22 protein-coding genes and 1 tRNA gene are annotated in these 24,911 nt (G+C 62.7%); 15 read left to right on the top strand and 8 right to left on the bottom strand.

From position 1 onward, the window contains the following. Window positions 1-3: 3 nt before the first annotated feature. Complete coding sequence (locus JKL45_RS04100) at window positions 4-789, bottom strand: SDR family NAD(P)-dependent oxidoreductase (RefSeq protein WP_201859847.1); 786 nt, start codon at window positions 787-789, stop codon at window positions 4-6. A gap of 482 nt (window positions 790-1,271) precedes the next feature. Here JKL45_RS04100 and JKL45_RS04095 point away from each other — a divergent pair, with 482 nt between their 5' ends. From JKL45_RS04095 to JKL45_RS04070, 6 genes are all read left to right on the top strand, one after another. Beyond that, a complete protein-coding gene (locus tag JKL45_RS04095; RefSeq protein WP_201859846.1) occupies window positions 1,272-2,360 on the top strand; it encodes an ABC transporter ATP-binding protein in 1,089 nt (362 codons plus the stop codon). A 9-nt stretch (window positions 2,361-2,369) separates the two neighbouring features. After that, window positions 2,370-3,470 (top strand): ABC transporter ATP-binding protein, encoded by a 1,101-nt coding sequence (locus tag JKL45_RS04090; protein WP_201859845.1) that lies wholly within the window; start codon window positions 2,370-2,372, stop codon window positions 3,468-3,470. Continuing rightward, a complete protein-coding gene (locus JKL45_RS04085) occupies window positions 3,467-4,363 on the top strand; it encodes a carbohydrate ABC transporter permease (protein ID WP_201859844.1) in 897 nt (298 codons plus the stop codon). Before JKL45_RS04090 ends, JKL45_RS04085 begins: the two co-directional genes overlap by 4 nt. Window positions 4,364-4,467: 104 nt before the next feature. After that, entirely contained in the window at window positions 4,468-5,244 is a 777-nt protein-coding gene (locus JKL45_RS04080) for a carbohydrate ABC transporter permease (RefSeq protein ID WP_201860076.1), read from the top strand. 10 nt (window positions 5,245-5,254) lie between these two features. Then, window positions 5,255-5,536, top strand: a complete 282-nt coding sequence (locus JKL45_RS04075) for a DUF2160 domain-containing protein (protein WP_201859843.1) — start codon at window positions 5,255-5,257, stop codon at window positions 5,534-5,536. 91 nt (window positions 5,537-5,627) lie between these two features. Next, window positions 5,628-7,391, top strand: a complete 1,764-nt coding sequence (locus JKL45_RS04070) for an ABC transporter substrate-binding protein (protein WP_201859842.1) — start codon at window positions 5,628-5,630, stop codon at window positions 7,389-7,391. 48 nt (window positions 7,392-7,439) lie between these two features. Here the strand turns inward: JKL45_RS04070 and JKL45_RS04065 are convergent, their stop codons facing one another. Then, complete coding sequence (locus JKL45_RS04065) at window positions 7,440-8,507, bottom strand: patatin-like phospholipase family protein (protein ID WP_201859841.1); 1,068 nt, start codon at window positions 8,505-8,507, stop codon at window positions 7,440-7,442. A gap of 242 nt (window positions 8,508-8,749) precedes the next feature. Here JKL45_RS04065 and JKL45_RS04060 point away from each other — a divergent pair. Beyond that, window positions 8,750-8,825, top strand: a tRNA-Ile gene (locus JKL45_RS04060). A gap of 129 nt (window positions 8,826-8,954) precedes the next feature. Then, complete coding sequence (locus JKL45_RS04055; protein WP_201859840.1) at window positions 8,955-9,941, top strand: glutathione S-transferase family protein; 987 nt, start codon at window positions 8,955-8,957, stop codon at window positions 9,939-9,941. Here the strand turns inward: JKL45_RS04055 and JKL45_RS04050 are convergent. Further along, window positions 9,929-11,149 carry an adenylate/guanylate cyclase domain-containing protein gene (locus JKL45_RS04050; protein WP_201859839.1) on the bottom strand — a complete coding sequence of 407 codons (1,221 nt, stop codon included), beginning with the start codon at window positions 11,147-11,149 and terminating at the stop codon, window positions 9,929-9,931. The two genes, JKL45_RS04055 and JKL45_RS04050, sit on opposite strands and share 13 nt — an antisense overlap. A gap of 125 nt (window positions 11,150-11,274) precedes the next feature. On the opposite strand from JKL45_RS04050, the gene JKL45_RS04045 reads away from it, so the two are divergent. Further along, window positions 11,275-11,895, top strand: a complete 621-nt coding sequence (locus JKL45_RS04045) for a TIGR02466 family protein (protein ID WP_201859838.1) — start codon at window positions 11,275-11,277, stop codon at window positions 11,893-11,895. Window positions 11,896-11,898: 3 nt separating this feature from the next. Here the strand turns inward: JKL45_RS04045 and JKL45_RS04040 are convergent, their stop codons facing one another. Further along, window positions 11,899-12,558, bottom strand: coding sequence for a Fe2+-dependent dioxygenase (locus tag JKL45_RS04040; RefSeq protein WP_201859837.1), 660 nt, complete (start codon window positions 12,556-12,558; stop codon window positions 11,899-11,901). A gap of 124 nt (window positions 12,559-12,682) precedes the next feature. On the opposite strand from JKL45_RS04040, the gene JKL45_RS04035 reads away from it, so the two are divergent. The 4 genes from JKL45_RS04035 (at window position 12,683) to JKL45_RS04020 (ending at window position 16,794) form a co-directional block, all read left to right on the top strand. Beyond that, window positions 12,683-13,543, top strand: coding sequence for a 4-helix bundle domain-containing protein (locus tag JKL45_RS04035; RefSeq protein ID WP_201859836.1), 861 nt, complete (start codon window positions 12,683-12,685; stop codon window positions 13,541-13,543). A gap of 5 nt (window positions 13,544-13,548) precedes the next feature. Beyond that, window positions 13,549-14,883, top strand: coding sequence for a cytochrome c peroxidase (locus JKL45_RS04030; protein WP_201859835.1), 1,335 nt, complete (start codon window positions 13,549-13,551; stop codon window positions 14,881-14,883). Window positions 14,884-14,965: 82 nt separating this feature from the next. Further along, window positions 14,966-16,021: a bifunctional transcriptional activator/DNA repair enzyme AdaA gene (locus JKL45_RS04025; protein ID WP_210345673.1), complete on the top strand. Its 1,056-nt coding sequence runs from the start codon at window positions 14,966-14,968 to the stop codon at window positions 16,019-16,021. Between the two features lie 8 nt (window positions 16,022-16,029). Further along, the gene (locus JKL45_RS04020) at window positions 16,030-16,794 is read left to right on the top strand and encodes an isocitrate lyase/PEP mutase family protein (protein WP_201859834.1); all 765 of its coding nucleotides are present in this window, start codon (window positions 16,030-16,032) and stop codon (window positions 16,792-16,794) included. A gap of 16 nt (window positions 16,795-16,810) precedes the next feature. Here JKL45_RS04020 and JKL45_RS04015 read toward each other — a convergent pair whose 3' ends face one another. Beyond that, entirely contained in the window at window positions 16,811-18,010 is a 1,200-nt protein-coding gene (locus tag JKL45_RS04015; RefSeq protein ID WP_201860074.1) for an MFS transporter, read from the bottom strand. A gap of 296 nt (window positions 18,011-18,306) precedes the next feature. Here JKL45_RS04015 and JKL45_RS04010 point away from each other — a divergent pair, with 296 nt between their 5' ends. Continuing rightward, window positions 18,307-19,521 (top strand): CAP domain-containing protein, encoded by a 1,215-nt coding sequence (locus tag JKL45_RS04010; protein WP_201859833.1) that lies wholly within the window; start codon window positions 18,307-18,309, stop codon window positions 19,519-19,521. 70 nt (window positions 19,522-19,591) lie between these two features. On the opposite strand, the gene JKL45_RS04005 is transcribed toward JKL45_RS04010, so the two are convergent. Continuing rightward, on the bottom strand, window positions 19,592-20,866 hold the full coding sequence (locus JKL45_RS04005) for a dicarboxylate/amino acid:cation symporter (RefSeq protein ID WP_210345666.1): 1,275 nt from the start codon (window positions 20,864-20,866) through the stop codon (window positions 19,592-19,594). 198 nt (window positions 20,867-21,064) lie between these two features. Here JKL45_RS04005 and JKL45_RS04000 point away from each other — a divergent pair, with 198 nt between their 5' ends. Beyond that, a complete protein-coding gene (locus JKL45_RS04000) occupies window positions 21,065-22,174 on the top strand; it encodes a serine hydrolase domain-containing protein (RefSeq protein WP_201859832.1) in 1,110 nt (369 codons plus the stop codon). A 7-nt stretch (window positions 22,175-22,181) separates the two neighbouring features. Here the strand turns inward: JKL45_RS04000 and JKL45_RS03995 are convergent, their stop codons facing one another. Beyond that, the gene (locus JKL45_RS03995; RefSeq protein ID WP_201859831.1) at window positions 22,182-22,646 is read right to left on the bottom strand and encodes a DUF1801 domain-containing protein; all 465 of its coding nucleotides are present in this window, start codon (window positions 22,644-22,646) and stop codon (window positions 22,182-22,184) included. A 178-nt stretch (window positions 22,647-22,824) separates the two neighbouring features. Beyond that, complete coding sequence (gene rpoD, locus JKL45_RS03990) at window positions 22,825-24,828, bottom strand: RNA polymerase sigma factor RpoD (protein WP_201859830.1); 2,004 nt, start codon at window positions 24,826-24,828, stop codon at window positions 22,825-22,827. Window positions 24,829-24,911 lie beyond the last annotated feature (83 nt).

Below are 24,911 nucleotides of genomic sequence, written 5' to 3'. Positions count from 1 at the left end.
CGCTCACTTCTTCCCGGATCCGGGCTCGGCCATCTTGCGGTGCTGCTCGGCCAGCATGCCGGCCGGGGTGACGGAGGCCAGAACTGTGGTGAACTTGTTCTTCCATCCGCTCACCACGTCGCCATCGCCGCGCATCATGGCATCGAAGCCAACCTTGGCCACATCCGCCGGATCATCCTTCTTGTCCTGCCCGACCTTGGTGTCTTCCATGTCGGCGCGCTCGAAGAACTCGGTATCGGTGGCGCCGGGCATCAGGCAGGTCACCGTCACGTCCGTATCCTTCAGTTCGTTGCGGAGCGCGAACGAGAAGGAGTCGATGAAGGCCTTGGTGCCGTTGTAGACTGCCTGGAACGAGCCGGGCATGAAGCCGGCAATGGACCCGGTGATCAGGATGCGCCCCTCGCCACGCGCCCGCATGTCACGCCCGACCTTCTGGATGAGATAGATCGTGCCAGTGATGTTGGTGTCGATCACATGGCGCACCTGGGCAAAGTCCTGATCCAGGAACGCATGCCCGAGGCCATGCCCCGCATTGGCGAGCAGCGCTCCGACGGGGCGCCCCTTTATCTCCCCATAGAGCTTGTCGACACCCTCAATGGTGGCAAGATCGACCTCAATCGCATCGACGGCAGCGCCGAGAGCCTGGAACTCCTTTGCGGCCTCATGAATGGCGGCCTGATCGGCCGCGATCAGCAGATCGTATCCGTTCTGGGCGCAGAGCTTGGCAAGCTCATAGCCGATGCCCGTTGAGGCTCCGGTGACGACGGCGAGTGGTCTGGTATCCGGCATAGCACTCTCTCTGCAGGTGTGAGGTCTTCAACAGGCCACTACTGGAGATGAGTGAGCCCGGCACATGGGCTTGAACTCCTGAAGAGCGCGAGAGTTCAATGACATCCCGCTCTCCGCCGCGAACATGTACCTGCACAGCAACCTCAGTCCAGTCAAAGACCAGTTTCGAACCGAATACACCCGGTTGCTTTCGCCTGGAGGGCAAGATACCTTCACCATCAACAATAACGACAGATCAGACCCGGAGGGTCGGCAGTCGGGAGAGGCGCTCTTGGTTCCGCAAGAAACGGCGACGTTATGCGTCGCGGTGAGGGATGGCGCATACGGGCACGGCACAGCCCTGGACGCGGCTGAGCGTGTCGCTGCGACGAACTTTGCCGAACGTGGAATATCTACACCTCCAGCGTCCTGCCGGATCAGGCCGGCATCATCTCCATCGTTCTCGATCATTCCTTTGCTGCTCGACTTCCAGGGAAGTGCCGATGACACTCGTTCTTGATGGCGTCTCGAAGAAGGTCGGAGCCTCAACGCATATCGAGAATGTCAATCTCACCCTGGAGCGTGGTACCCTCAACGTGCTGCTCGGTGCAACATTGGCCGGTAAGACCTCACTCATGCGACTGATGGCCGGACTCGATGCACCGACGAGCGGTCGTGTTCTGGTCGAGGGTCAGGATGTGACCGGATGGCCCGTGCAGCGCCGCAGCGTCGCGATGGTCTACCAGCAGTTCATCAATTACCCGTCGCTGACCGTCTACGAGAACATCGCCTCTCCCTTGCGCGTGTCTGGCGCAAGTCAAAGCGAGGTGGATGCGCGGGTGCGCGATGCCGCCAAGCTTCTGAAGCTTGAGCCCTATCTCGACCGCAAGCCGCTCAATCTCTCTGGCGGGCAGCAACAGCGGACCGCCATCGCGCGGGCGCTGGTGAAGGGTGCCGACCTCGTGCTCCTCGACGAACCGCTGGCGAACCTCGATTACAAGCTGCGCGAGGAACTGCGCGAGGAGCTGCCGCGGGTCTTTGCGGCCTCGGGCGCCATCTTCGTTTATGCCACGACCGAACCGTCGGAGGCCCTGCTGCTGGGCGGCAACACGGCGACACTGTTCCAGGGCCAAGTCACGCAGTTCGGGCCGACCCCGCAGGTTTACCGACAACCGCATGATCTGGTCACCGCCCGGGTCTTTTCTGATCCGCCGCTCAACATTCTGAAAGCCCGCAAGGCGGATGGCATCGCCACCTTGAGCACCGGCGGGCAAGCTCCTGCAATCGGGCCTCTCGCCAGCGTTCCAGACGGCGAATACACGGTTGGATTTCGAGCCCATCATCTCAATCTTGAGCCCACGGACACCCATGAGATCACGATCCCCGCGACCGTGTCCGTGGCCGAGATCACAGGATCGGAGAGCTACGTGCATCTCGATGCGAGCGACCATCGCTTCGTGGCTCTGGTGCCCGGCGTGCGGCGCCTGGAGCCGAAATCCCCGGTGACCGCCTATCTCGACCCCCGCCGCCTCTTCCTCTTCGATCCGGATGGCCGCCTCGCAGCAGTCGACCCGACTCAGAAAGCCGCGTGAGACAGACCAATGGCCCGCATCACGCTCGATCATCTCGCCCATGCCTACAAGGCCAATCCTCGCACGGCCGAGGATTACGCCCTCAAGGAAATCAACCACGTCTGGAGCCAGGGCGGTGCCTATGCTCTTCTGGGGCCCTCGGGTTGTGGCAAGACAACCCTGCTCAATATCATCTCCGGCCTCGTGCGCCCGACGCGCGGGCGTGTGCTCTTCGACGATCTCGACGTGACTGACCTGTCGACGGAAGCCCGCAACATTGCGCAGGTATTCCAGTTTCCAGTGGTCTACGACACCATGACCGTGCGCGAGAACCTCGCCTTCCCGCTCAAGAACAGGAACGTGCCCCGCGACAGGACCGCCCGGCGGGTCGAGGAGATCGCAGGCCTCCTCGACCTCACCCGCGTGCTCGACCGCAAGGCGAGCAATCTCACGGCCGATATGAAGCAGAAAATTTCGCTTGGCCGCGGCCTCGTGCGCCCGGACGTAGCGGCGATCCTGTTCGATGAGCCTTTGACGGTGATCGACCCGCATCTGAAATGGCAGTTGCGCTCCACCCTGAAGGAGATCCACCGGGCGCTGGACATCACCATGATCTACGTGACGCACGACCAGACCGAGGCGCTCACCTTCGCCGACAAGGTCGTGGTCATGCATGACGGGGCCGTAGTGCAGACCGGCATTCCCGAAGAACTGTTCGAGCGCCCGACCCACACTTTCGTGGGCCACTTCATCGGTTCTCCCGGCATGAACATTCTGCCCTGCCGGGTCGAGGGCACCACCGCCTTCATCGGCAGCACCATGATCTCCCTTAAGCGTGCCTATCGTACCCTCTCCGACGGCGAGCACATCGAGCTCGGCATCCGGCCTGAATTCGTGCGGCTGCAGCCGAAGGGAGCGGGCCTCCCCGTTCAGGTACGGCGCATCGACGATATCGGGCGCACCCGCATCGCCCGCGTGGAGATGAACGGCCGCCCTCTTGCCGCAAGCATACCGGACGACATCTCTATCGAAGGGAGTGAGGCTTCGCTCGTGCTCGATCCGAATCATGTGCACATCTACGCCAACGGTCACCTGGTCGCAGGCGAAGCCACGGGAGGTCATGCAGCATGACGAAGACCCTCAACAACAGGGCCTGGTTCTTCGTCCTGCCCGTCTTCGCGATCGTGGCGTTCTCGGCCATCCTGCCGCTGATGACTGTGGTGAACTATTCGGTTCAGGACACCTTCGGCAACAATCAGTTCTTCTGGAACGGCATCGGCTGGTTCCAGGAACTGCTCGATCCGTCGAGCCAGCTCGGCGAGCAGTTCCTGTCCTCGCTCATGCGCACGCTGCTGTTCTCCGCCATCATCCTGCTGATCCAGGTGCCGCTCGGCATCGCGGTGGCGCTGTCGATGCCGCGCGAAGGCTGGCCGGTGGCGCTCTGCCTCGTGCTCATGGCGCTGCCGCTGCTCATTCCGTGGAACGTGGTCGGCACCATCTGGCAGGTGTTCGCCCGCGGCGACATCGGCCTTCTCGGCTGGACAGTCAACAGTCTCGGCATCGACTACAACTATACGGGCGACCCCATCGACGCCTGGGTGACGATCATCGTCATGGATGTGTGGCATTGGACGAGCCTCGTGGCGCTCCTCTGCTATGCCGGGCTGAAGTCCATCCCGGATGCGTATTATCAGGCCGCCCGCATCGATGGCGCCTCGCGCTGGGCGGTGTTCCGCACGATCCAGCTGCCGAAGATGCGGCGCGTGCTGCTGATCGCCGTGCTGCTGCGCTTCATGGATTCCTTCATGATCTATACCGAGCCCTTCGTGCTCACCGGTGGCGGACCGGGCAACGCCACCACCTTCCTGTCCATCGATCTGGTGAAGCTGGCGCTCGGCCAGTTCGATCTCGGCAAGGCGGCCGCGATGTCGCTGGTCTACAACCTGATCATCCTCGCCATCTGCTGGGTCTTCTACACCGTCATGACCAACGTGGATGCCGAACGCGAGAGGGTCGAAGCATGAGCGGAACCATCGCCGTTGGCTCTTCGGATGTGGAGCCTGTCGCGGCACCGCTGGCGGCAAACCGCGCCTTGTCGGGTCCGCGCGTGACCGGCCGGGTGGTGGTGATGACCCTCTATCTTCTGTTCCTCATGCTGCCGATCTACTGGCTCGTGAACATGAGCCTGAAGACCAATATGGAGATCACCTCCGGCCTCACGCTCTGGCCGCGCGACCTCACCTTCGACAACTACATCAAGATCTTCACGGACGAGAGCTGGTATTCGGGCTACATCAACTCGCTCACCTACGTGCTCATCAACACGGTGCTGTCGATCTCCTTCGCGCTGCCGGCCGCCTACGCTTTCTCCCGCTACAGGTTCCTCGGCGATAAGCACCTGTTCTTCTGGCTGCTCACCAACCGCATGGCGCCGCCGGCGGTCTTCGCCCTGCCCTTCTTCAATCTCTATTCCGCCATCGGTCTCTTCGACACGCCATGGGCTGTGGCTCTGGCCCATTGCCTGTTCAATGTGCCGCTCGCCGTGTGGATTCTGGAAGGCTTCATGTCCGGCGTACCGCGGGAGATCGATGAGACGGCTGCCATCGACGGCTATTCCTTCCCGCGCTTCTTCGTGAAGATCTTCATGCCGCTGATCGCCTCGGGCGTCGGCGTCGCGGCATTCTTCTGTTTCATGTTCTCATGGGTCGAGTTGCTGCTGGCGCGTACGCTCACCTCCGTGACCGCCAAGCCCATTGCCGCCACCATGACCCGCACCGTTTCGGCCTCGGGCATGGATTGGGGCCTTTTGGCCGCCGCGGGCGTGCTTACCATCCTGCCTGGCGCGCTGGTGATCTGGTTCGTCCGCAACTACATCGCCAAGGGCTTTGCCCTGGGGCGGGTTTAAGGAGGCACCCATGCCCGATTTTGCCTGGATGGCCTGGACATGGCAGACCGGTCTCTTCTTTGCCATCATCGCAAGTCTGCTGCTGATCATGACTCTGCTGGCGGCCTATCGACCCGAGACGGAGCGCGTCGGCCTCTTGCGCATCCCGACGACGCGCGGCGACCGGCTCTTCATCTCGCTTCTCGGCTCCGCTTTCATCCACCTCGCCTGGCTTGGGCTCGTCGGCCCTGACCTGTGGTGGGCCTCTGCTCTTTCGCTTCTCTATGCGGCAGCGGTGTTCCGCTACGTGTGAGGAGAGACATATCAAGACCTTACGGTTCGCCCGGACCGTGGGGATCAAGACCGGTGCATCAATCGGCAGGGCATCACTTGGGAGGAACACAATGAAGCTCACCCAATCTCACCGCCGCCTGAAATTCATCGTCTCGACAAGCGTGCTGGCTATGGCGCTCGGCAGCCCCGCAGCCCTGGCAGGCATGGATGAAGCCCGTCGCTGGATCGACAGCGAATTCCAGCCTTCGACGCTCTCGAAGGACGAGCAGTTGAAGGAGATGGAATGGTTCGTGAATGCGGCGAAACCCTTCGCCGGCATGGAGATCAACGTGGTCTCCGAAACGATCACGACCCATGAATACGAGGCCAAGACGCTCGCCAAGGCGTTCTCGGAAATCACCGGCATCAAGCTCAACCACGACCTGATCCAGGAAGGCGACGTGGTCGAGAAGATCCAGACCCAGATGCAGTCAGGCCGCAACATCTACGACGCCTGGGTCAATGATTCAGATCTCATCGGCACCCACTTTCGCTACAAGCAGGCGATTGCGCTGACCGACTTCATGGCCGGCGAAGGCAAGGACGTGACGAGCCCGACGCTCGACCTCAATGACTTCATCGGCCTGTCCTTCACCACCGCCCCGGACAAGAAGCTCTATCAGCTACCCGACCAGCAATTCGCGAACCTGTACTGGTTCCGCTACGACTGGTTCCAGCGCCCGGACCTGAAAGAGAAGTTCAAGGCCAAGTACGGATACGATCTCGGCGTGCCGGTGAACTGGTCGGCCTATGAGGACATCGCCGAATTCTTCACCAACGACGTGAAGGAGATCGACGGAGTCAAGGTCTACGGCCACATGGATTACGGCAAAAAGGATCCGTCGCTCGGCTGGCGCTTCACGGATGCCTGGCTGTCCATGGCTGGCAACGGCGACAAAGGCCTTCCGAACGGCCTGCCGGTCGATGAATGGGGCGTGCGTATGGAGGGCTGCCGCCCTGTCGGCTCCTCGGTCGAGCGCGGCGGCGACACGAACGGCCCGGCCGCAGTCTATTCCATCGCCAAATATCTCGACTGGATGAAGAAATATGCCCCGCCGCAGGCGAACGGCATGAACTTCTCCGAGTCCGGACCAGTGCCGGCGCAGGGCAACATCGCCCAGCAGATGTTCTGGTACACCGCCTTCACGGCCGACATGGTGAAGCCGGGCCTGCCAGTGATGAATCAGGACGGGAAGCCGAAATGGCGCATGGCTCCCTCCCCGCACGGCGCCTACTGGAAGGATGGCATGAAGCTCGGCTACCAAGACGTGGGATCTTGGACCCTGCTGAAGTCAACGCCGCTCGAGCGCCGCAAGGCGGCCTGGCTCTATGCGCAGTTCGTCACCTCGAAGAGTGTGTCGCTGAAGAAGAGCCATGTGGGCCTCACCTTCATCCGTGAGAGTGACATTTGGGACAAGAGCTTCACCGAGCGCGCGCCGCAGCTCGGCGGCCTCGTCGAGTTCTATCGCTCGCCCGCCCGCGTGCAGTGGTCGCCCACCGGCAACAACATCCCGGATTATCCGAAGCTCGCGCAGCTCTGGTGGCAGAACATCGGTGATGCGGCTTCCGGCGCCAAGACACCGCAGCAGGCGATGGACTCGCTCGCCGCCGCGCAGGACGACGTGCTCACCCGTCTCGAGCGCGCCAATGTGCAGGGCGAGTGCGGTCCGAAGATGAACCCCAAGACCTCGGCCGAGGAATGGTTCAAGAAAGCCGAAGCCGCCGGCACCATCGCGCCTCAGCGCAAGCTGGCGAACGAGAAGCCGAAGGGCGAAACGGTCGACTATGACACGCTCATCAAGAGCTGGCCGGCCAATCCGCCGAAGCGCAGCTGATCAACGAAGGACCCCGCCTTCGCGGGCGGGGTCCTTTCATACAGCAGGTCAAGAATAGGCGCTGCGCAGGTCGAGAGTACTTCTCTCTCCGACATTCTGGTAGTTCTCTGCAAGCCAGGTTCTGGCGGCCTCCCGGCCCAGATCCCTGAGCGTTTCGAAGAACTCCCATTTGGCGCTCAGGCGCGAAGCGGCCGAAAATTCGTCGAGCTTTTCGCCGCCATGGATCCGGTGCATCAGCACCCGCTTGTAGTCCTGTGTCGAAAGCTTGCCCTCGTCGATCAGGCGCGTGACGAAATCGACTGAGCGCAATTGCTGCAGCAGATTGGCGTTGAACGTGATCTCCGTGAGACGGTTCTGGATTTCCCGAGCACTCTGCGGGGTCGACCGACGTTCGATCGGGTTAATCTGGACGAGCACGATGTCGTCGGCCTGCGTCTCGTAGTAGAGCGGGAACAACGCAGGATTGCCGGTGTACCCTCCATCCCAGTAGGGCTCGCCATCGATCTCGACCGATTTGAAGATCATGGGCAGGCAGGCCGAGGCGAGAACGTGGTCGACAGTCAGCTCGGAGCCGGTGAAAATCCGGATCTTTCCGGACCAGACATTGGTCGCCGCAATGAAGAGCTTTGCATCCTGGCAGGCGCGCACCCGCTCGAAGTCGATCAATTCGTTGAGCGCATCCCGCAGGGGATTGATGTCGAGCGGGTTCAGATCGTAAGGGCTCGCCACCCGCGACCAGGCGTCGAGCCAAAGATGCGTCGTTGCGTCACCGATGCTCCAGAAGTTCAGCATGCGGTCGAAGAGCGAGCGCTGCACCGGCGACAGAATGCCGTCCAGGCTGACGCGCTGCCAGAACGTGCGAAGCTGCTCGCGCGCGCCATCCCGCCCGCCTTCAAGCCAGCCCTCGAAGAGAACCACCGCGTTCATGGACCCGGCGCTGGCACCTGTGATCGCCTCGATGGCAAGGCGGCCATCTTCGAGCAGATAATCGAGAACGCCCCAGGTAAAGGCGCCGTGAGCCCCGCCGCCCTGCAAGGCAAGCGAAACCGGCTTCTCGGCGTTCGGGCTTCTCAGCCCACGGACAAGGCGGCTGGTCTTCTTGGCTCGTCCGGTCATCAAAGGCTCCCAATCGCCGTCAACTTAACACAAGGAGCGTTCCGCAGAGCAATCCTGGGCCGCTGCCGATCCGAGTGCCGGCACAGGCCATGCGACAGCCGGGTCAGGACAGTCATGGCAGAACCGGCTTGACGGGGGACACGATGTATTACAGGAACATGAGAGGGCGCCGAACATGATCCGGCACCAGCCGGGCAGGAAGCATTTCCTCCTTGGCAGAGGGTAACCCTCCTTCTTCGGAAGGGCCTGTAGCTCAATGGTTAGAGCCGGCCGCTCATAACGGTCTGGTTGCAGGTTCGAGTCCTGCCGGGCCCACCAATATCTTCCATGATTCGAGACGCTTGTGCCTGCTCCGACGGCAGCTCCGTGGCTATCGCATGCCGGGCCGGCTCTTGATCCGTATGGAATTCGACCATCTGTCTGGGTTCATCGCCGGTGGAGGAAAAGATGGGGCTACTTGTCGACGGGGTGTGGCAGGATCGGTGGTACGACACCACGAGCACGGGCGGCCGCTTTGTGCGGACGAATGCGGTCTTCCGCCATTGGATCACGGCGGATGGCTCCCCCGGCCCGTCCGGCGAGGGCGGGTTCAAGGCTGAGAGCGGGCGCTATCACCTCTACGTGTCGCTGGCCTGCCCGTGGGCGCACCGCACCCTGATCATGCGACGGCTGAAAGGCCTGGAGGCGATGATCGGCGTCTCCGTCGTGCATTGGCGCATGCTGGACCATGGCTGGACCTTCGAGGACGGACCCGGCGTCGTCCAGGACCCCATCCATGGCGCCCGCTACATGGATCAGGTCTACACGGCCGCCAAGCCCGACTATTCGGGGCGCGTGACGGTACCGGTGCTTTGGGACAAGGCGAAGGGCACCATCGTCAGCAACGAATCCGCCGAGATCATCCGCATGATGAACTCAGGCTTCGACGGCATCGGGGCAAAGACCGGCGACTACTACCCTGAGGATCTCCGGCCCGAGATCGACGCGTTGAACGCGCGCATTTACGATCATATCAACAACGGCGTCTACAAGGCGGGTTTCGCCACGACGCAGCAGGCTTATGAGGAGGCCGTGCGCCCACTCTTCGAGACACTCGATGTGCTCGACGAGCGCCTGTCCTCACGCCGCTATCTCTGCGGCAGCAGGCTCACTGAAGCCGACATCCGGTTGTTCACCACGCTGGTGCGTTTCGATCCGGTCTATGTCGGACACTTCAAGTGCAACCTGCGGCGGATTGCGGATTACCCGTATCTGTCCGGCTATCTGCGCGATCTCTACCAGACGGACGGCATCGCCGAGACCGTGAACATGGTGCATATCAAAGGGCATTATCACGAGAGCCACAAGACCATCAATCCGACCGGCATCGTGCCCGTCGGGCCTATGATGGATCTCGATGAGCCTCATGGCCGCGAGGGGCTTCAGGGCCGGTAGACCTCGATCTCCTCGGCGAAGCCCTCCACCGCATGGGCTCCAAGCGGCGACGGATTGCCCCACAAGTGCTCCACGAAGGGCTTCGACATGAGCAGCGGCTCACCCAGCCGCTTGTTCAGTTCGGCAATGCGGCTGGCGAGATTCACGTCGCGTCCGATCACGGTGAAGTCGAGGCGCTGGCCGGAGCCCACATTGCCATAGGCTGCATCGCCGTGATGCAGGGCAAAGCCCACGCTGATCGGCACAGGAAAGCGCCCTTCGATGTTCGCCACCTCGATGCGGCGAAGCGCATTGGTGGCGGCTGTGAGGGCCGCTTGAGCCGCGCCGCCCGTGTCGTCGCCCTTGTCGCGCACGATCGCCAGCACACCGTCGCCCAGATATTTCAGCACCTCGCCTCCCTCGTCTTCGATGGGCGGCACGAGGCAGTCGAAATAGGTGTTCAGCAGCTCGACCGCGCTCTCGGGACTGAGGGTCGACGAGATATGCGTGTAGTCGCGCATGTCGGCGAACAGGATGGCCGAGCGGATGCGTGTGACCTGCCCACGTTGGATCGCCCCGGACAGGATCGCCTTATGGGGGTCGTCGCCTACATAGATGCGCAGCACCTGGTCGAGGCGGTTGCTCGTCGCGCGCAACTCGGTGACGACAGCAAAGGACGGCATGACCATGCGCAGGATCGTGATCTCGCGCTGGCCGAAGCCGCCTGGTGTCCTGGTCGCAAACGAGATCGCGTTCTCGGCCCCGTTGGTGAACAGGATCGGAACCGTGACGTATTGCCGGTAGCTGGCTTCCTTCAACTCCGGGATGACCGGAAAGAGGTCTTCGGGAGTCTTGTCCAGGTCGAGGATGAGCCACTCGCCTGTGCGATTCACATGGGCGAAGGGGCTTGCCTGGTAGATGCTTTCGCGGCGGTCGCCATGCGGCAGGTAGCGCACGACCGTGCCCTCTTCCCGGGTCCAGAATCGGCCGATGCCGGCATATTCCGTATGCAGCGCCTCGATGGCCGAAACCGCCCGGTCGATAGGCAGTCCCAGGTCGATCAGCCGGTTGAGGAAGCCGGTCAGGACCTCGTTCGCATCCTCCATCCGGGCCGCAATGGTGACGAGCCAGTCCCGCAGGGCGACGACGCGCGACAAGCTCTCCTTGTCGAGGCTCTTGGCCAAGGTCAGGAGATCGTCCGAAAAGGCTGTAGCGGCAGGAAGCGTCATAAGGCCAAGGTGTGGTGTCCCCGTGAAACCTTCAAGTCGGGGGAGGCATTCGCCCGGGAAAGCTGCTATGCGCCTCAATTGGGCAATCATTTTGACAAGGGGTTCAGCCCCTACAGAGCCGAACCATGGCAAGCATCGATACGCTTTTCGTCACCAAAGTCTACCGCGCCGAGCTGACCGGCTCCAAGGCCGAGCAGCGCAATGCCGAGCTTGAGGCGGCCTCCCTATCCATCGCCGAGGACGATGAGGCCGGCCAGCGCTGGTGCGCCAAGCACGGCTATCCGGGCTACACGTCCTACGCCTCCCTGAACGACCTGCCCTGGCGGATACCGGTTTTTGGGGATCTCCTGAAGGAGATCGACAAGCACGTGGCGGCCTTCGCCAAGGAACTGGAATACGACCTCCAGGGCCGCAAGCTCGTCATGGACAGCCTCTGGATCAACATCCTGCCTCCCGGCGGCATCCACACGTCGCACATCCACCCGCATTCTGTGATCAGCGGCACCTATTACGTGACGATTCCCGCGGGGGCGAGCGCCCTCAAGCTCGAGGACCCGCGCCTCGGCTTCATGATGGCGGCCCCTCCCCGCAAGGCCAAGGCCAAGCCTGAAAACCGGCAGTTCGCCTATATGAAGCCGGTTCCCGGCACGGTGCTGCTGTGGGAAAGCTGGCTGCGCCACGAGGTGCCCCTGAACGAGGCAGAATCCGAGCGCATCAGCATCAGCTTCAACTATTCCTGGCAGTAGAACCTAAACGTCCGCCCACATCCGGAAGAGATTGGCGCTGCTCTTCGCCAGCAGGTCGAATTCCGGCGACTTGCCGGATTGGGTGAAGAGATTCCGCTTGGCGCTCTCCAAGTCAAAGAGAAGCTCACGCTTGGCGCTGTCGCGCACATAGCTCTGCGCCCAGCCTACGGCGACGAGGCGCTCGCCGCGAGTGACGGGTGCCACCCGGTGCAGGCTCGTCGAGTCATAGGCCACCAGATGGCCAGCCGGGAGCTTCACCTCCTCCTCGCCGGAAACAGACTCGATCACGAGCTCGCCGCCGTCGTAAGTGGCCGGATCGGCAATGAACAGGGTGAAGGATACGTCCGTGCGGATCCCGCTCATCAGCGGATTGTCCACGTGGGAACCGTATTCCTTGCCTTGGCCGTAACGCGCGAAAATCAGCGGTGTCAGGGCCTTCGGGCGAATGGCGAGGCTGAAAACCTCGTTTGCCATGATGGCCTTCGCCACCTTTTCCCGAACCAGGGTCAGGGCGGCCCCCTCCCGCGCCTGCTCGTTATCCTTGACGAGCTTGGCGCTCCATCCCGCTGTCGCGCGGCCATCCTCGAAACGCATGGATCCGAGCATGGCCCGCACCTCTTCAAGATCAGCCGGAGCTAGGATATCTGCAATCGTCATCAGCATGGGTGAGGCACCTTCGCGCTTGCCAGGTCACCCCATATTCAGTAGCTAAGTCATTGTAAAGGCAAGTAGTTTTTAGAAATTCTAAACTGAACGCGGATGGATTGGCCCATCGTAGGGGAACAGTATGAAAAGACGGAAGATTTGGGCAGGCCTGAGCACCGCAGTCCTGGTCGCGGCACCGGCAGTATCGCAGGCATCGTTTACGCCAACGCAGGCTCTCCCGCAGATCGAAGCCAAGGCGGACCAGCCCTTGCTTCATCTTGCCCAGCATCAGGGTCATGGCGCCGCAGCTCCGGCCGCAACCTCGGGCGGAGAAGGTGACGAGGGCGGGGCCGGCGCCGCACAGCTTCCACCGGCGCTGCACCTCTATCGCGGCATCGAGATGATCCGCGGCCATCTCCTCGTCGGCGGTGAGCTGATCGAGGCCGGCCGCTGGGCGGATGCCCTGCCGCACTTCCTGCATCCGGAGGAAGAGATCTACGCCAGCATTCGCGATGATCTGAAGACCTTTAGCATCGCGCCCTTTCAGGTGGCCCTGAAGTCGCTCTCCCAGACGGTGAAGGCCAAGAACAAGGAGGCCTATGCCCGTGCCCGTGCGGCGATCGAGGAGCGCCTCGCCGCCGCCGAGATGGCCGTGAAGGCCAAGGAAGAGAACGGCACGTATTTCGTGCTTGAGACTGCACTCGAGGTTCTGCAGCAGGCCGCCGATGAATACGCGGAGGCCGTCGAGAAGGGCCGCATCGCCAATGTGATCGAGTATCAGGATGCGCGCGGCTTCGTCATGGAGGTGGATCGTCTCGTGGGAACGGTCATGCCCGCTGCGACCGCAAAGAATGCGGATGCCGCCAAGGCCGTTCAGGCGAGCCTCGCCGATCTAAAAGCCGTCTTCCCGTCCGTGACGCCGCCGAAGCAGGCCGTCAAGGATTCCAGTGAGTTCCTGAGCACCATCGCGAAGTTCGAACTGCAGCTCGGGAATCTGCGCTAGGATCGATGATGCGCGAAGGTCTTGCCAGGACCGGTCGTGTGCTTGCGAGCCTCGTGCTCGCAGGTCTTGTGAGCGGAGCAGCCGACAGGCCTGCTCCGCTCGATGCCGCGCACTGGCGCGAGGTTTTTGCGCGTCCCGATCACACGCCGACACCGCCGGACAATCCGACCACGACGGAGAAAGTGGCGCTCGGAGCGAGATTGTTCGATGACACCCGCCTGTCGGGCGATGGCATGACCGCCTGTTCGACCTGTCATCAGTCCGATCTATCCTTCTCCGACGGCGTTGACCGGCATGTCGGTCATGATGGGCAGCCTCTCGACCGCCGGACGCCAGCGTTGTGGAATCTCGCCTGGGGCCTGTCGTTCTTCTGGGACGGACGAGCCTCGAGCCTCGAGACCCAGGCAATGGTTCCGATCGAGAATGAGCGCGAGATGGCGGGCAACCTGCAGACAGCCCTGCAGTCCCTTGCTTCCGATGCCCGAATGCGGAAGGATTTTTCCGCAGCCTTCCCGGAGGATCCTACCGTCACGCAGGGCAATCTGGCAAAGGCCCTCGCGGCCTTTCAACGAACCCTCGTCTCGCCGGAAACACGCTTCGACCGCTGGGTGAAGGGCGAGGACAAGGCGCTGGAGCCAGAGGAGCTGGCAGGCTTCTCCCTCTTCGTCGGCAAGGCGGGCTGCGTCGCCTGTCATCAGGGCTGGCGCTTCACCGACGAGGCTTTCCACGACATCGGCCTTCCGAGCACCGACAAGGGACGTGGGCCGGTGCTGGGCGTGCCAGCGGCCGATCACGCCTTCAAGACACCGAGTCTGCGCGAGCGCGTGTGGAGCGCGCCCTACATGCATGACGGCTCGCTCACCACCTTCGAGGATGTGGTCGATCATTATGCGGATCGCATCGTGAAGCGTCCCACCCTCTCGGCCGATCTGCCGAAGGAGATCGAACTCAGCGCGACGGAGCGGGCGCAGCTGGTGGCGTTTCTGAACACCCTGTCCAGCGACGATCCCCCACGGCCTGCGAACCTTCCTGCGAAGACGATAGCCTGGGGCACGAACGCAGACGCCGTCGCAGCTTCCACGGTCAGCCAGAAGGATCGCCGGTTTTCGCCCGGTGCAATCCTCATGAAGGTGGGCGAGGCCCTGCGTATCCTCAACGACGATACCCGCGTGCACAATGTCCGAGTGGACGGGCCGGCCAAGAGCTTCAATTCGGATGCCCAGAATCCTGGCGATACGGTGACCATCGGGTTCGATCAGCCGGGGCAATACGACGTGATCTGCGGCATTCACCCGGACATGCGGTTGAGCGTGACCGTCTCAACGGCACAGGCCCACTGAGGCAGCAACGACGGAGAGAAAAATACACGCCTCGTTTCCGGCGACACGGATCCGGAATCTGCGCTAAAACATCGTCATGCCAATGCCTCGTGACGACGACACCCTCTTTGCGGCGCTGATAGCCCGAGACCCCTCCTACGAAGGGTTCGCCTATGTGGGCGTAAAGACGACCGGAATCTTCTGCCGGCTCACCTGCCCGGCCCGCAAGCCGAAGCGCACGAATGTCGTGTTCTTCGCCTGCCGGGACACCGCCCAGGAAGCGGGCTTTCGCGCATGCCTGCGCTGCAAGCCCCTCGACATCAAGCCGCCTGCGAGCGGGGCCCTCCATACGCTGAAAGACCGGATCAAGGCTGAGCCCGACAGGCGATGGAGCGCGGAAGACCTGAAGGCGCTGGGCTATGATCCCTCGACCGTGCGCCGCGCCTTCCAGCGCGAATACGGCGTCACCTTCGTGCAATATGCCCGGTCGCAGCGGCTGGGGCTTGCGGTCGGCACCCTGCAGCAGGGGGGCTCGGTGATGGATGCGCAGCTCGATGCCGGCTACGAATCCGGAAGCGGTTTTCGCGAGGCCATCAGCAGGCTCATCGGCGATGCGCCGACCCGCATGACAGCACACCAGATCCTCACGGCACAATGGCTCGACACCCCCATAGGCGCCATGCTGGCCGTCGTGGACGATGCGGGCGTCCACCTCCTCGAATTCGCCGAACGGAAGGCGCTTCCCAACGAGATCAAGCGGTTGCGCGAGCGTGTCGGGCCGATCCGCTTCGGGCATCACCCGATGCTCGACATTCTTGCCGGTGAGCTGGAGCGATATTTCTCAGGGCAGCTGACGGCATTCACCGTACCTATCGTCCAGAAGGGCACGGCTTTTGAGGCGAGCGTCTGGGATGCTTTGCAACAGATCCCAGTCGGCCAGACACGCAGCTATGGTGCGCTCGCCCATGGAATGGACCGCCCCAGCGCAGTGCGGGCGGTGGCCAGGGCGAACGGTGCCAATCAGGTGGCGATCATCATCCCCTGTCATCGGGTGATCGGCGCCGATGGCTCGATGACTGGTTACGGCGGCAAGATCTGGCGCAAGCAATGGCTGCTGAATCACGAGCAGCGCATGACGACATCAGAATCGCAGACCTGAGGTGAGAGATGTCCGATCAAGTCACAAAAGCCCAGACGTTCAAGGCACTCCACGTTCCGGGCAATCCGATCATCCTGTTCAACGTCTGGGACGCGGGCACCGCGAAAGCCGTAGCGGCAAGCGGCGCGAAAGCGCTCGCGACCGGCAGCTGGTCGGTTGCTGCCGCGCATGGCTTCGAGGACGGCGAGCATATGCCCTTCGATCTCGCGCTGACCAATCTGGAACGCATCACGGCCGCCACCGATCTCCCGGTGACCATCGATCTGGAGAGCGGCTACGGCGCGAATCCTGATGAGGTTGGCTCAACCGTTGCCCGCGCGCTGCAGGCGGGTGCCATCGGCTGCAATCTCGAGGACAGCGCGCGTGAGACCGGGCCTTTGCGTGCGATCTCCGAACAAGCGGCGCGGCTCAAGGGTGCGCGGCAGGCAGCCGAACGCTTGAGCATTCCCGCCTTCCTCAATGCGCGCACCGACGTGTTTCTCATCGCTCCGGCCGATGCCCATGAGGGACTCGTTGCGGAGGCGCTCGAACGCGGCCGAGCCTATGCCGATGCCGGCGCCGACGGCTTCTTCGTGCCGGGCCTCGTCGACGAGACCTTGATCGCCCGTATCGTCGAAGGCTCGCCTCTGCCGGTCAACATCATGGCGAGCTCATCGGCGCCCTCGGCTGCGCGCCTCGCAGAGCTCGGCGTCGCCCGCGTCAGCCATGGACCGGGTCCTTATCGGATGATGATGAAGGCGCTTGAGAACGCCGCGAGGGCAGCCCTGCTGTGACAGGGCTGACTTCAAATCAAGCGCGCGCTTTCTCGATCTTCGGCAGGAAGTAGGCAAGCAGCCCGATGGCCGGCAGGAACGAGCAGACCTTGTAGACGGTTTCGATGCTCGTCATGTCCGCGAGGTATCCCAGGGCCGCAGCGCCCAGGCCCCCCATGCCGAAGGACAGGCCGAAGAACAGGCCGGCCATCATGCCGACGCGGCCAGGCACGAGCTCGGTCGCATAGACGAGGATGGCCGAGAACGCGGAGGCGAGCACGATGCCGATGATGACGCTCAGCACTGCGGTCCAGAACAGGCTGGCATAGGGCAGCAGGAGCGTGAACGGCAGCACGCCGAGGATCGAGATCCAGATCACGTAGCGCCGTCCGATCCTATCACCGACCGGGCCGCCGAGCAGCGTGCCGGCCGCCACCGCGCCGAGGAAGATGAACAGGTAGATCTGCGCATCCTGCACCGACACCTGAAACTTCGCGATCAGGTAGAAGGTGTAATAGCTGGTGAGCCCGGCCATGTAGAAGTTCTTCGAGAAGACCAGCAGCATCAGGATCGTGATCGATACGGCAATGCGCCGGCGCGAAACAGGCGAGGTCTTGGGTGCCGCTTTCGGCTTTGTCCTCATCTCCACCAGCTTGTCCCGATACCAGCGCCCGACCGCGGACAGGATCAGCATGGCCAGCAGGGCGACAGCGGAGAACCAGGCAATGCTGCCCTGCCCGAATGGCACGACGATGAAGGCGGCCAAGAGCGGCCCCAGCGCCGTGCCCGCATTGCCGCCGACCTGGAACACCGATTGGGCCAACCCGTGATGTCCGCCCGATGCCATGCGGGCGACGCGGGAGGATTCCGGATGGAACACCGAGGAACCCATGCCGACGAGCGCAGCCCCCAGAAGCAGCATCGGATAGGAATGGGCCTGCGAGAGCGTCAGCAGGCCGATGAGGGTGAAGCCCATGCCGACCACGAGGGAGAAGGGCTGCGGCTTGCGGTCCGTGAACGTGCCGACCAGCGGCTGCAGCAGAGACGCGCTCATCTGGAAGGTGAGCGTCAACAGGCCGATCTGGCCGAAGTCGAGACGGTAATTGTCCTTCAGGATGGGGTAGATTGCCGGAAGCAGCGACTGGATCAGGTCGTTCAGCAGGTGCGACACGCTGATGGCGGCCAGGATGGGCACCGCAACCCTCTCGGCCGAGGTCTGGAGGGATGCTGTAGGCATGGCGGGTGTTTTGGTGTCCATCAGATGTTCTTTGTTATCGGACCAAGCCTGAGTCTCGGGCCTTCTGCGGCGTTTCCGATCCTCCTATAGCCCAGAACCGGATGCCGATCTCCTGCCGATCCTGCATTCCAGGGCTACAGTGCAGGCGGGACAAGGCTCCTATTCCGGTCAGATACTGCCATTAATGCAACAAAGTATCGCATCGGTCACAACTTTTTCCCATTTGAACTCTAATGACCAAAACCAAGCAATAAGCCCGGCAACCGGGACAATGATTTTTGAGCAAGGGGTGTTTCATGTCTCAGGCCACGTCCTACGAGCAATTGATGCTCGAACTGGTGAATCGGGAGCGCGCCAAGACCGGCGCCCAGCCGCTTGCCTTCAATGGGGATCTCAACGAGTCGGCGGACCAGCACAGCAACTGGATGATCTCGAACGATATCTTCAACCACACGGGATTAGGCGGCTCGCTGCCGCACCAGCGGATGGTCAAGGCCGGCTACAGCTTCACCGGCGCCTATGCCTCAGGCGAGAACATTGCCTGGGCGAGCCTCCGGGGACCGACAGGACTGCAGGACGAGGTGGAACTCCTGCACACCAACCTGATGAACAGCGCAGGCCATAAGGCCAACATCCTCAACGGCAATTTCCAGGAAGCCGGCATCGGATTTCAGACCGGCGGCTATATGACTTGGGACGCGGCCTTCGTCACGCAGAACTTCGCCCGCTCGGGCACCAAGGTCTTCCTGACCGGCGTCACCTTGGACGACAAGGACGGCGACCGATTCTACGATATCGGTGAAGGCCTCGGCGGTGTCACCGTTTCGGCCGTCAGCGCGAGCGGCGCCAGATACACGACCACGACGGGGAGCGCAGGCGGCTACAACCTGGCCCTCGCAGCCGGCACCTATACGGTCACGTTCTCAGGAGGCGGCTATGCCCCTGTCACCAAGCAGGTGACCATCGGGAGTGCGAACGTGAAGCTCGACCTCATCGATCCGACAACAGGCGGCACGACCACCACGAGCAGCAGCGGGGTCAGCGGCACGGCAGTGGGCGAGACGCTCTCCGGCACCTCGGCTGCCAACACCATCAAGGGTCTGGCGGGCAACGATAAGCTTTATGGCCGTTCGGGCAACGACAAGCTTTATGGCGGCACCGGGGCCGACAGGCTCTTCGGTGAAGCTGGAAAGGACAAGCTCTATGGCGGCGACGGCAAGGATATCCTGACGGGCGGGGCGGGCAGCGACATCCTGAGCGGCGGCACCAATGCTGACACCTTCCGCTTCACGGGCAAGTGGGGTGCGGACAAGGTCTCCGACTTCAGGAACGGCGTCGACCGCATCGACCTGCGCGGCAGTGGCTTGAGCTTCGGCGAACTCAGCATCGCACAAGGCAACGGCGACAGCGATGGCAAGATGGACGACGTGATCATCAAGGCCGACGGCCAGTCGATCGCGCTGCTCAATGTGAAGCTATCGCTGATCGGCGTCTCCGACTTCCTGTTCTGAACTCACCTCTCTGGACAAAGAAAAAGGCAGGCTTTCGGCCCGCCTTTTTGCTGCTCGGTTGCCGTATCTCTTATTCGGCTGCGACGAGAACCGTCTCTCTCGCAGGCGTGCGCGTTTCGATGGCGCCGTCATAGACCGCCTGATCGAGAACGCCCTCCTCCTTCGCCACGAGCACGGGCACGAGAACCTGGCCAGTGACGTTGGTCATGGTGCGCATCATGTCGACCACGCGGTCGATGGCGACGATGTAGCCGATGCCTTCCAGCGGCAGGCCAGCCGTGCTCAAGGTGAGCGTGAGCATCACGATGGATGTGCCGGGCACGCCGGCGGTGCCGAGCGAACCGAGAACCGCCGTGAGGCCGATGAGCACATATTGCGTGACAGTCAGATCAAGGCCGAAATACTGCGCGATGAAGATCGATGCGATAGCCGGATAGATCGCCCCACAACCGTCCATCTTCACGTTGGCGCCGAGCGGCACCGCGAAGCTCGCATAGCTCTGCGGCACGCCGAGCTTCTCCACCGCGACGCGCAGGGACATCGGCAGGGTGGCGAGGCTCGACGAGGTCGCGAAGGCCATCTGCATCGCGGGCGCTGCGCCGCGGAAGAAGCGGCCGACCTTCAGGCCGTGCAGCTTCAGGAGACCGCCATAGACCACGATGATGTGGAACAGGCAGGCGAGATACATGGCCGCGATGAACTTGCCCAGCGGCAGCAGCGACGATAGGCCGTAGCGTCCGACCACCCAGGCGATGAGGCCGAAGGTGCCGATGGGCGTGAGCTGCAGCACCCAGCGGGTGATGCGGAACACGAGCGTGGCGCCCTGGTCGACGAGGCCCCGGATGCCAGCCGTCTTCTCGCCGAGCGACACGAGGGCAGCGCCGACGATGCCGGAGAAGAAAAGCACCTGCAGCACATTGGTATCGGCCATCGCCTTGATCGGGTTCGTCGGCACGATGCCGATCAGCACCTCGAGCGGGGTCGGAATCGTGCGCGGCTTCACCTCGCCGAGCGGCAGGTTCGACAGGCCAAGGCCTGGATCGATCAGATGGCCGAACGCGATGCCGACGAGAACGGCGATAGCCGAGGTGGCGACGAACCAGAACAAGGTGCGCAAGCCTAAGCGAGCCACGTTGCCGGCTTCCGCGAGCTTCGCCACGCTGGACGTGATGGTGAAGAACACGAGCGGGATGACGATCATCCGCACCAGGTTCAGGTAGATGTCGCCGAGCGGCTTGAACCAGACGGCTGCCTGCTCGCCGGCGAGGACGCCCGCGATGATGCCGAGGGCAAAGCCCACCGCGACCCTCTGCCAGAGCGGCCGGGTAAACCACGATTGCAACATGTGAATTGCCTTATATTTACGAGAGTATTTGCAAAATAGCGAATGGATGGCCGGAGCGCAAATGTCGCAGGCGCAGGGCTGAGGCTGCCCAAGTGCATGGATAGCCACGACTCACAATGGTGTGTGGCGGCGTTGAGCATGAGGAACGGGGTCCCATCTCGGGTTTTGTCCGACGGTAACGAGATATCCGAATTGACCATGCCCTCTTGTCTTCATCTCGGCTTCCGAAAAGCTGGATTGTCGCTCCTGCTCCTAATCGCCGGCAGCGTCAGTGCGATGGCACAACCCGCCTCCCCGACCCCGGTCACCCCCGACGCCCGGCTAATTGAAGAGACGGTCGAACGCGCCAAGAGCCTGCCCAATCTCCGCTCGCTCATCGTCACCCATAACGGAGCCGTTTTGACGGAGCAGGCGCCCGGCGGCGCGAGGCTGGATCGCCCGACCAATATCAAGTCCGCCTCCAAGACCATCATGTCGGCTCTTGTGGGCATCGCCATCGAGCGTGGGGTTCTGCAGGGCGTGGATCAGCCTGTGGCGTCGATCCTCGATCGGAGCATCCCGTCTGATGCCGACCCACGCGTCAGGCAGATCACCATCGGGCATCTGCTCTCCATGCAGGCCGGGCTGGAGCGCACCTCAGGCCGCAACTACGGCGCCTGGATCAGCAGCGGCAACTGGGTGCGTGACGCTCTCTCGCGGCCGTTCGTGGATGAGCCCGGCGGGCGCATGCTCTATTCGACGGGCAGCACGCATCTGCTCTCGGCGGCGCTGACGCGCGCCTCGAAGCGCAGCATGCTGGGGCTTGCCCGCGAGTGGCTCGGTGAGCCGCTCGACATCACCATCGCGCCATGGACGCGTGATCCGCAGGGCATCTATCTCGGCGGCAACGAGATGGCGCTCTCGCCGCGTGCGCTGCACCGCTTCGGCGAAATGTATCGTCAGGGCGGTATGATCGACGGCAAGCGCGTGGTGTCGGAGAACTGGATCAGGGAATCGTGGACGCCGCGCACGTCCTCGCCCTTCACCGGCGACCGTTATGGCTATGGCTGGTTCATGCGCGACATGCGCGGACACACGGCCCATTACGCGTGGGGCTTCGGCGGGCAGATGCTCTATGTGATCCCGAGTCTCGGATTGACGATCACCATGACCTCCGACCCGACGGAGCCCTCACGGGAGGACAACTATATCGGCCAGCTCCACACGCTCGTCGCCGACGGTATCGTTCCGGCGCTTCTGTCGAAACAGGAGGACACGGCCGGGAGCATCGAACCTGGCGAGCAGCCATCGTCCCGGGCACCGCTATAAGGCTTGCTTACCCGGAGCGGCAGGCTCCTTGCATTCTCTCGCCGGGCAATTGGCTCGCCTGCTTCACCCAGGCGGCGAACTGCTCCTCATCGAGCCGGTCGCCCTCTCGGATATGAAAATAGCGCACATCCTTCTGCTTGGATGTTTCGGGAGGAACAGGGCTCAGCGAGGCACCACGGAAGAACGCCACCTTGATGTACTTCGCGAAGCAGTGGATTCCGAGGAACCACCCCTGACATTCGACGCCGTAGAACGGCGAGTTCCATTTGACGGCCTTGTGCACGCCGGGGACGGTGCGCGTGATGAGCGCGTCGAGGCGGCATCCGACATCGGCCTTCCAGCCCGGCATGGCGGCGATATAGGCCTGTACGGGAGCATCGCCATATCCCTTCGCAATCTGAGGGTTGCCGCCCGACAGCAGAGGCGGCGGCGCGGCTTGCACAGCAGCCGGCTTGGCATTCGCCGTCTTCATGATCTTTTCCGGCTTCCCTGAAGTCCTCTTAAGCACAGTGTCGGTCATTGGCCTCGTCCCGTGGGCGACGTGCTGACGCGCTTCATATGAGTGTTATTGTGTAAACAAACCCTCATTCGGCAGCAGCCTGAGCACGATATGAAAAAGGCGGGCTCTGAGGCCCGCCTTTTCAAGTCGCTTAATTGTCCAGGAAGCTCCGGAGCTTCCGGCTGCGCGAGGGGTGCTTCAGCTTGCGCAGGGCCTTCGCCTCGATTTGGCGGATACGCTCGCGGGTCACCGAGAACTGCTGGCCGACCTCCTCGAGGGTGTGATCGGTGTTCATGCCGATGCCGAAGCGCATGCGCAGCACTCTTTCCTCGCGCGGGGTCAACGATGCGAGAACTCGCGTCGTTGTCTCACGAAGATTGCTCTGGATCGCCGCGTCGATGGGCAGGATCGCGTTCTTGTCCTCGATGAAGTCGCCGAGATGCGAATCCTCCTCATCGCCGATGGGCGTCTCGAGGGAGATCGGTTCCTTGGCGATCTTGAGGACCTTGCGCACCTTCTCCAGCGGCATGGCGAGCTTCTCGGCCAGCTCCTCCGGGGTCGGCTCGCGGCCGATCTCGTGCAGCATCTGGCGCGAGGTGCGGACGATCTTGTTGATCGTCTCGATCATGTGCACCGGAATGCGGATCGTGCGGGCCTGGTCGGCGATCGAACGGGTGATCGCCTGCCGGATCCACCAGGTGGCATAGGTCGAGAACTTGTAGCCGCGCCGGTACTCGAACTTGTCGACCGCCTTCATGAGGCCGATATTGCCCTCCTGGATCAGGTCCAGGAACTGCAGGCCGCGGTTCGTGTACTTCTTGGCAATGGAGATCACGAGGCGCAGGTTCGCCTCGATCATTTCCTTCTTCGCCTGACGGGCCTCGCGCTCGCCCTTCTGCACCATCATGACGATGCGGCGGAACTCCTGGATCTCCAGGCCGGTCTCGCTCGCCAGATTATGGATGTTCTCGCGCAGGTCGTGGATGCCGTCCTTCGCCTTGGCGACGAAGTCCTTCCAGCCCTTGCCGCCGAGCTTGGAGACGCGCAGCACCCATTTCGGGTCGAGTTCCCAGCCCTGGTAGTGCTTGAGGAACTCCTCGCGGGCGACGCCGTGGCTCTCGGCCAGGCGCATCAGGCGGCCTTCATGGGAGATGAGGCGCTTGTTGATGTCGTAGAGCTGCTCGACCAGAGCCTCGATGCGGTTGTTGTTCAGCGACAGCGACTTCACTGAAGCAACGATATCCGACTTGAGCTCCTTGTACTTGCGCTCCTGGGCCGGGGTCAGCTGCTTGTTCTGCATGCGCTGTTCCACATGCTCGACCTGCAGGCGGCGCAGCTTCTTGTAATTGTCGGCAATCGAGTCGAAGGTCTCGAGAACGCGCGGCTTCAGCTCGGCCTCCATGGCCGAGAGCGACACGTTGTTCTCCATGTCGTCGTCGTCGAGATCGCCCTCGGGCGGGGTCATCCCCTCCTCGGTCTCGGGCGTCTCTTCCTCCGCCTCGCCACCCTCGCCCAGGGCGTCCACCTTGGGCGCACCCTTGCCGTCGGGGCCCGCATAGGTGGCCTCGAGGTCGATAATGTCGCGCAGGAGCACCCGGCCTTCGACCAGCTCGTCGCGCCAGATGATGATGGCCTGGAAGGTCAGCGGGCTCTCGCAGAGGCCCGCGATCATCGCTTCGCGGCCGGCCTCGATGCGCTTGGCGATCGCGATCTCGCCCTCACGCGACAGAAGCTCCACCGAGCCCATCTCGCGCAGGTACATGCGCACCGGATCGTCCGTGCGGTCAGTCGGCTCCTTGGCCGTGGTCTCGCGCACCGCGACGGCGCGCGTCTGCGAGGCCTCGACGAGGTCGCCGCCGCTCTCGGGCTCCTCTTCCTCAGCCTCGGGCTTCTCGCCCTCGTCGGCTTCCTCCGATTCGACGACGTTGATGCCCATCTCGGAGAGCTGGCCGAGCACGTCCTCGATCTGCTCCGAGTTGAATTCCTCGGGAGGCAGGACCTCGTTCAGCTCGTCATAAGTCACATACCCGCGCTTCTTCGCGAGCTTGATCATCCGCTTGACGGCGGCATCGCTCAGGTCGAGCAGAGGCCCATCGGTCTGCTGCTCGGTGGTCGTGGTATCGCCTTCGTCGCCGCCGGTTGTCTTCGTCGCCATGCTTTGCTCAACTCCAGCGCCCCGCCCGTCCCCCCTACAGGACCTGCGCCGCGCGAAAGGGCGGCAAGCCTTAAAAGGCTCCG

Origin of the sequence: Microvirga soli (assembly GCF_016734765.1) — a bacterium.
In the GTDB taxonomy this organism is placed as follows: domain Bacteria; phylum Pseudomonadota; class Alphaproteobacteria; order Rhizobiales; family Beijerinckiaceae; genus Microvirga; species Microvirga soli.
Note: the sequence above shows the minus strand (reverse complement) of the source record. Positions and strands in the feature narration are given on the sequence as shown.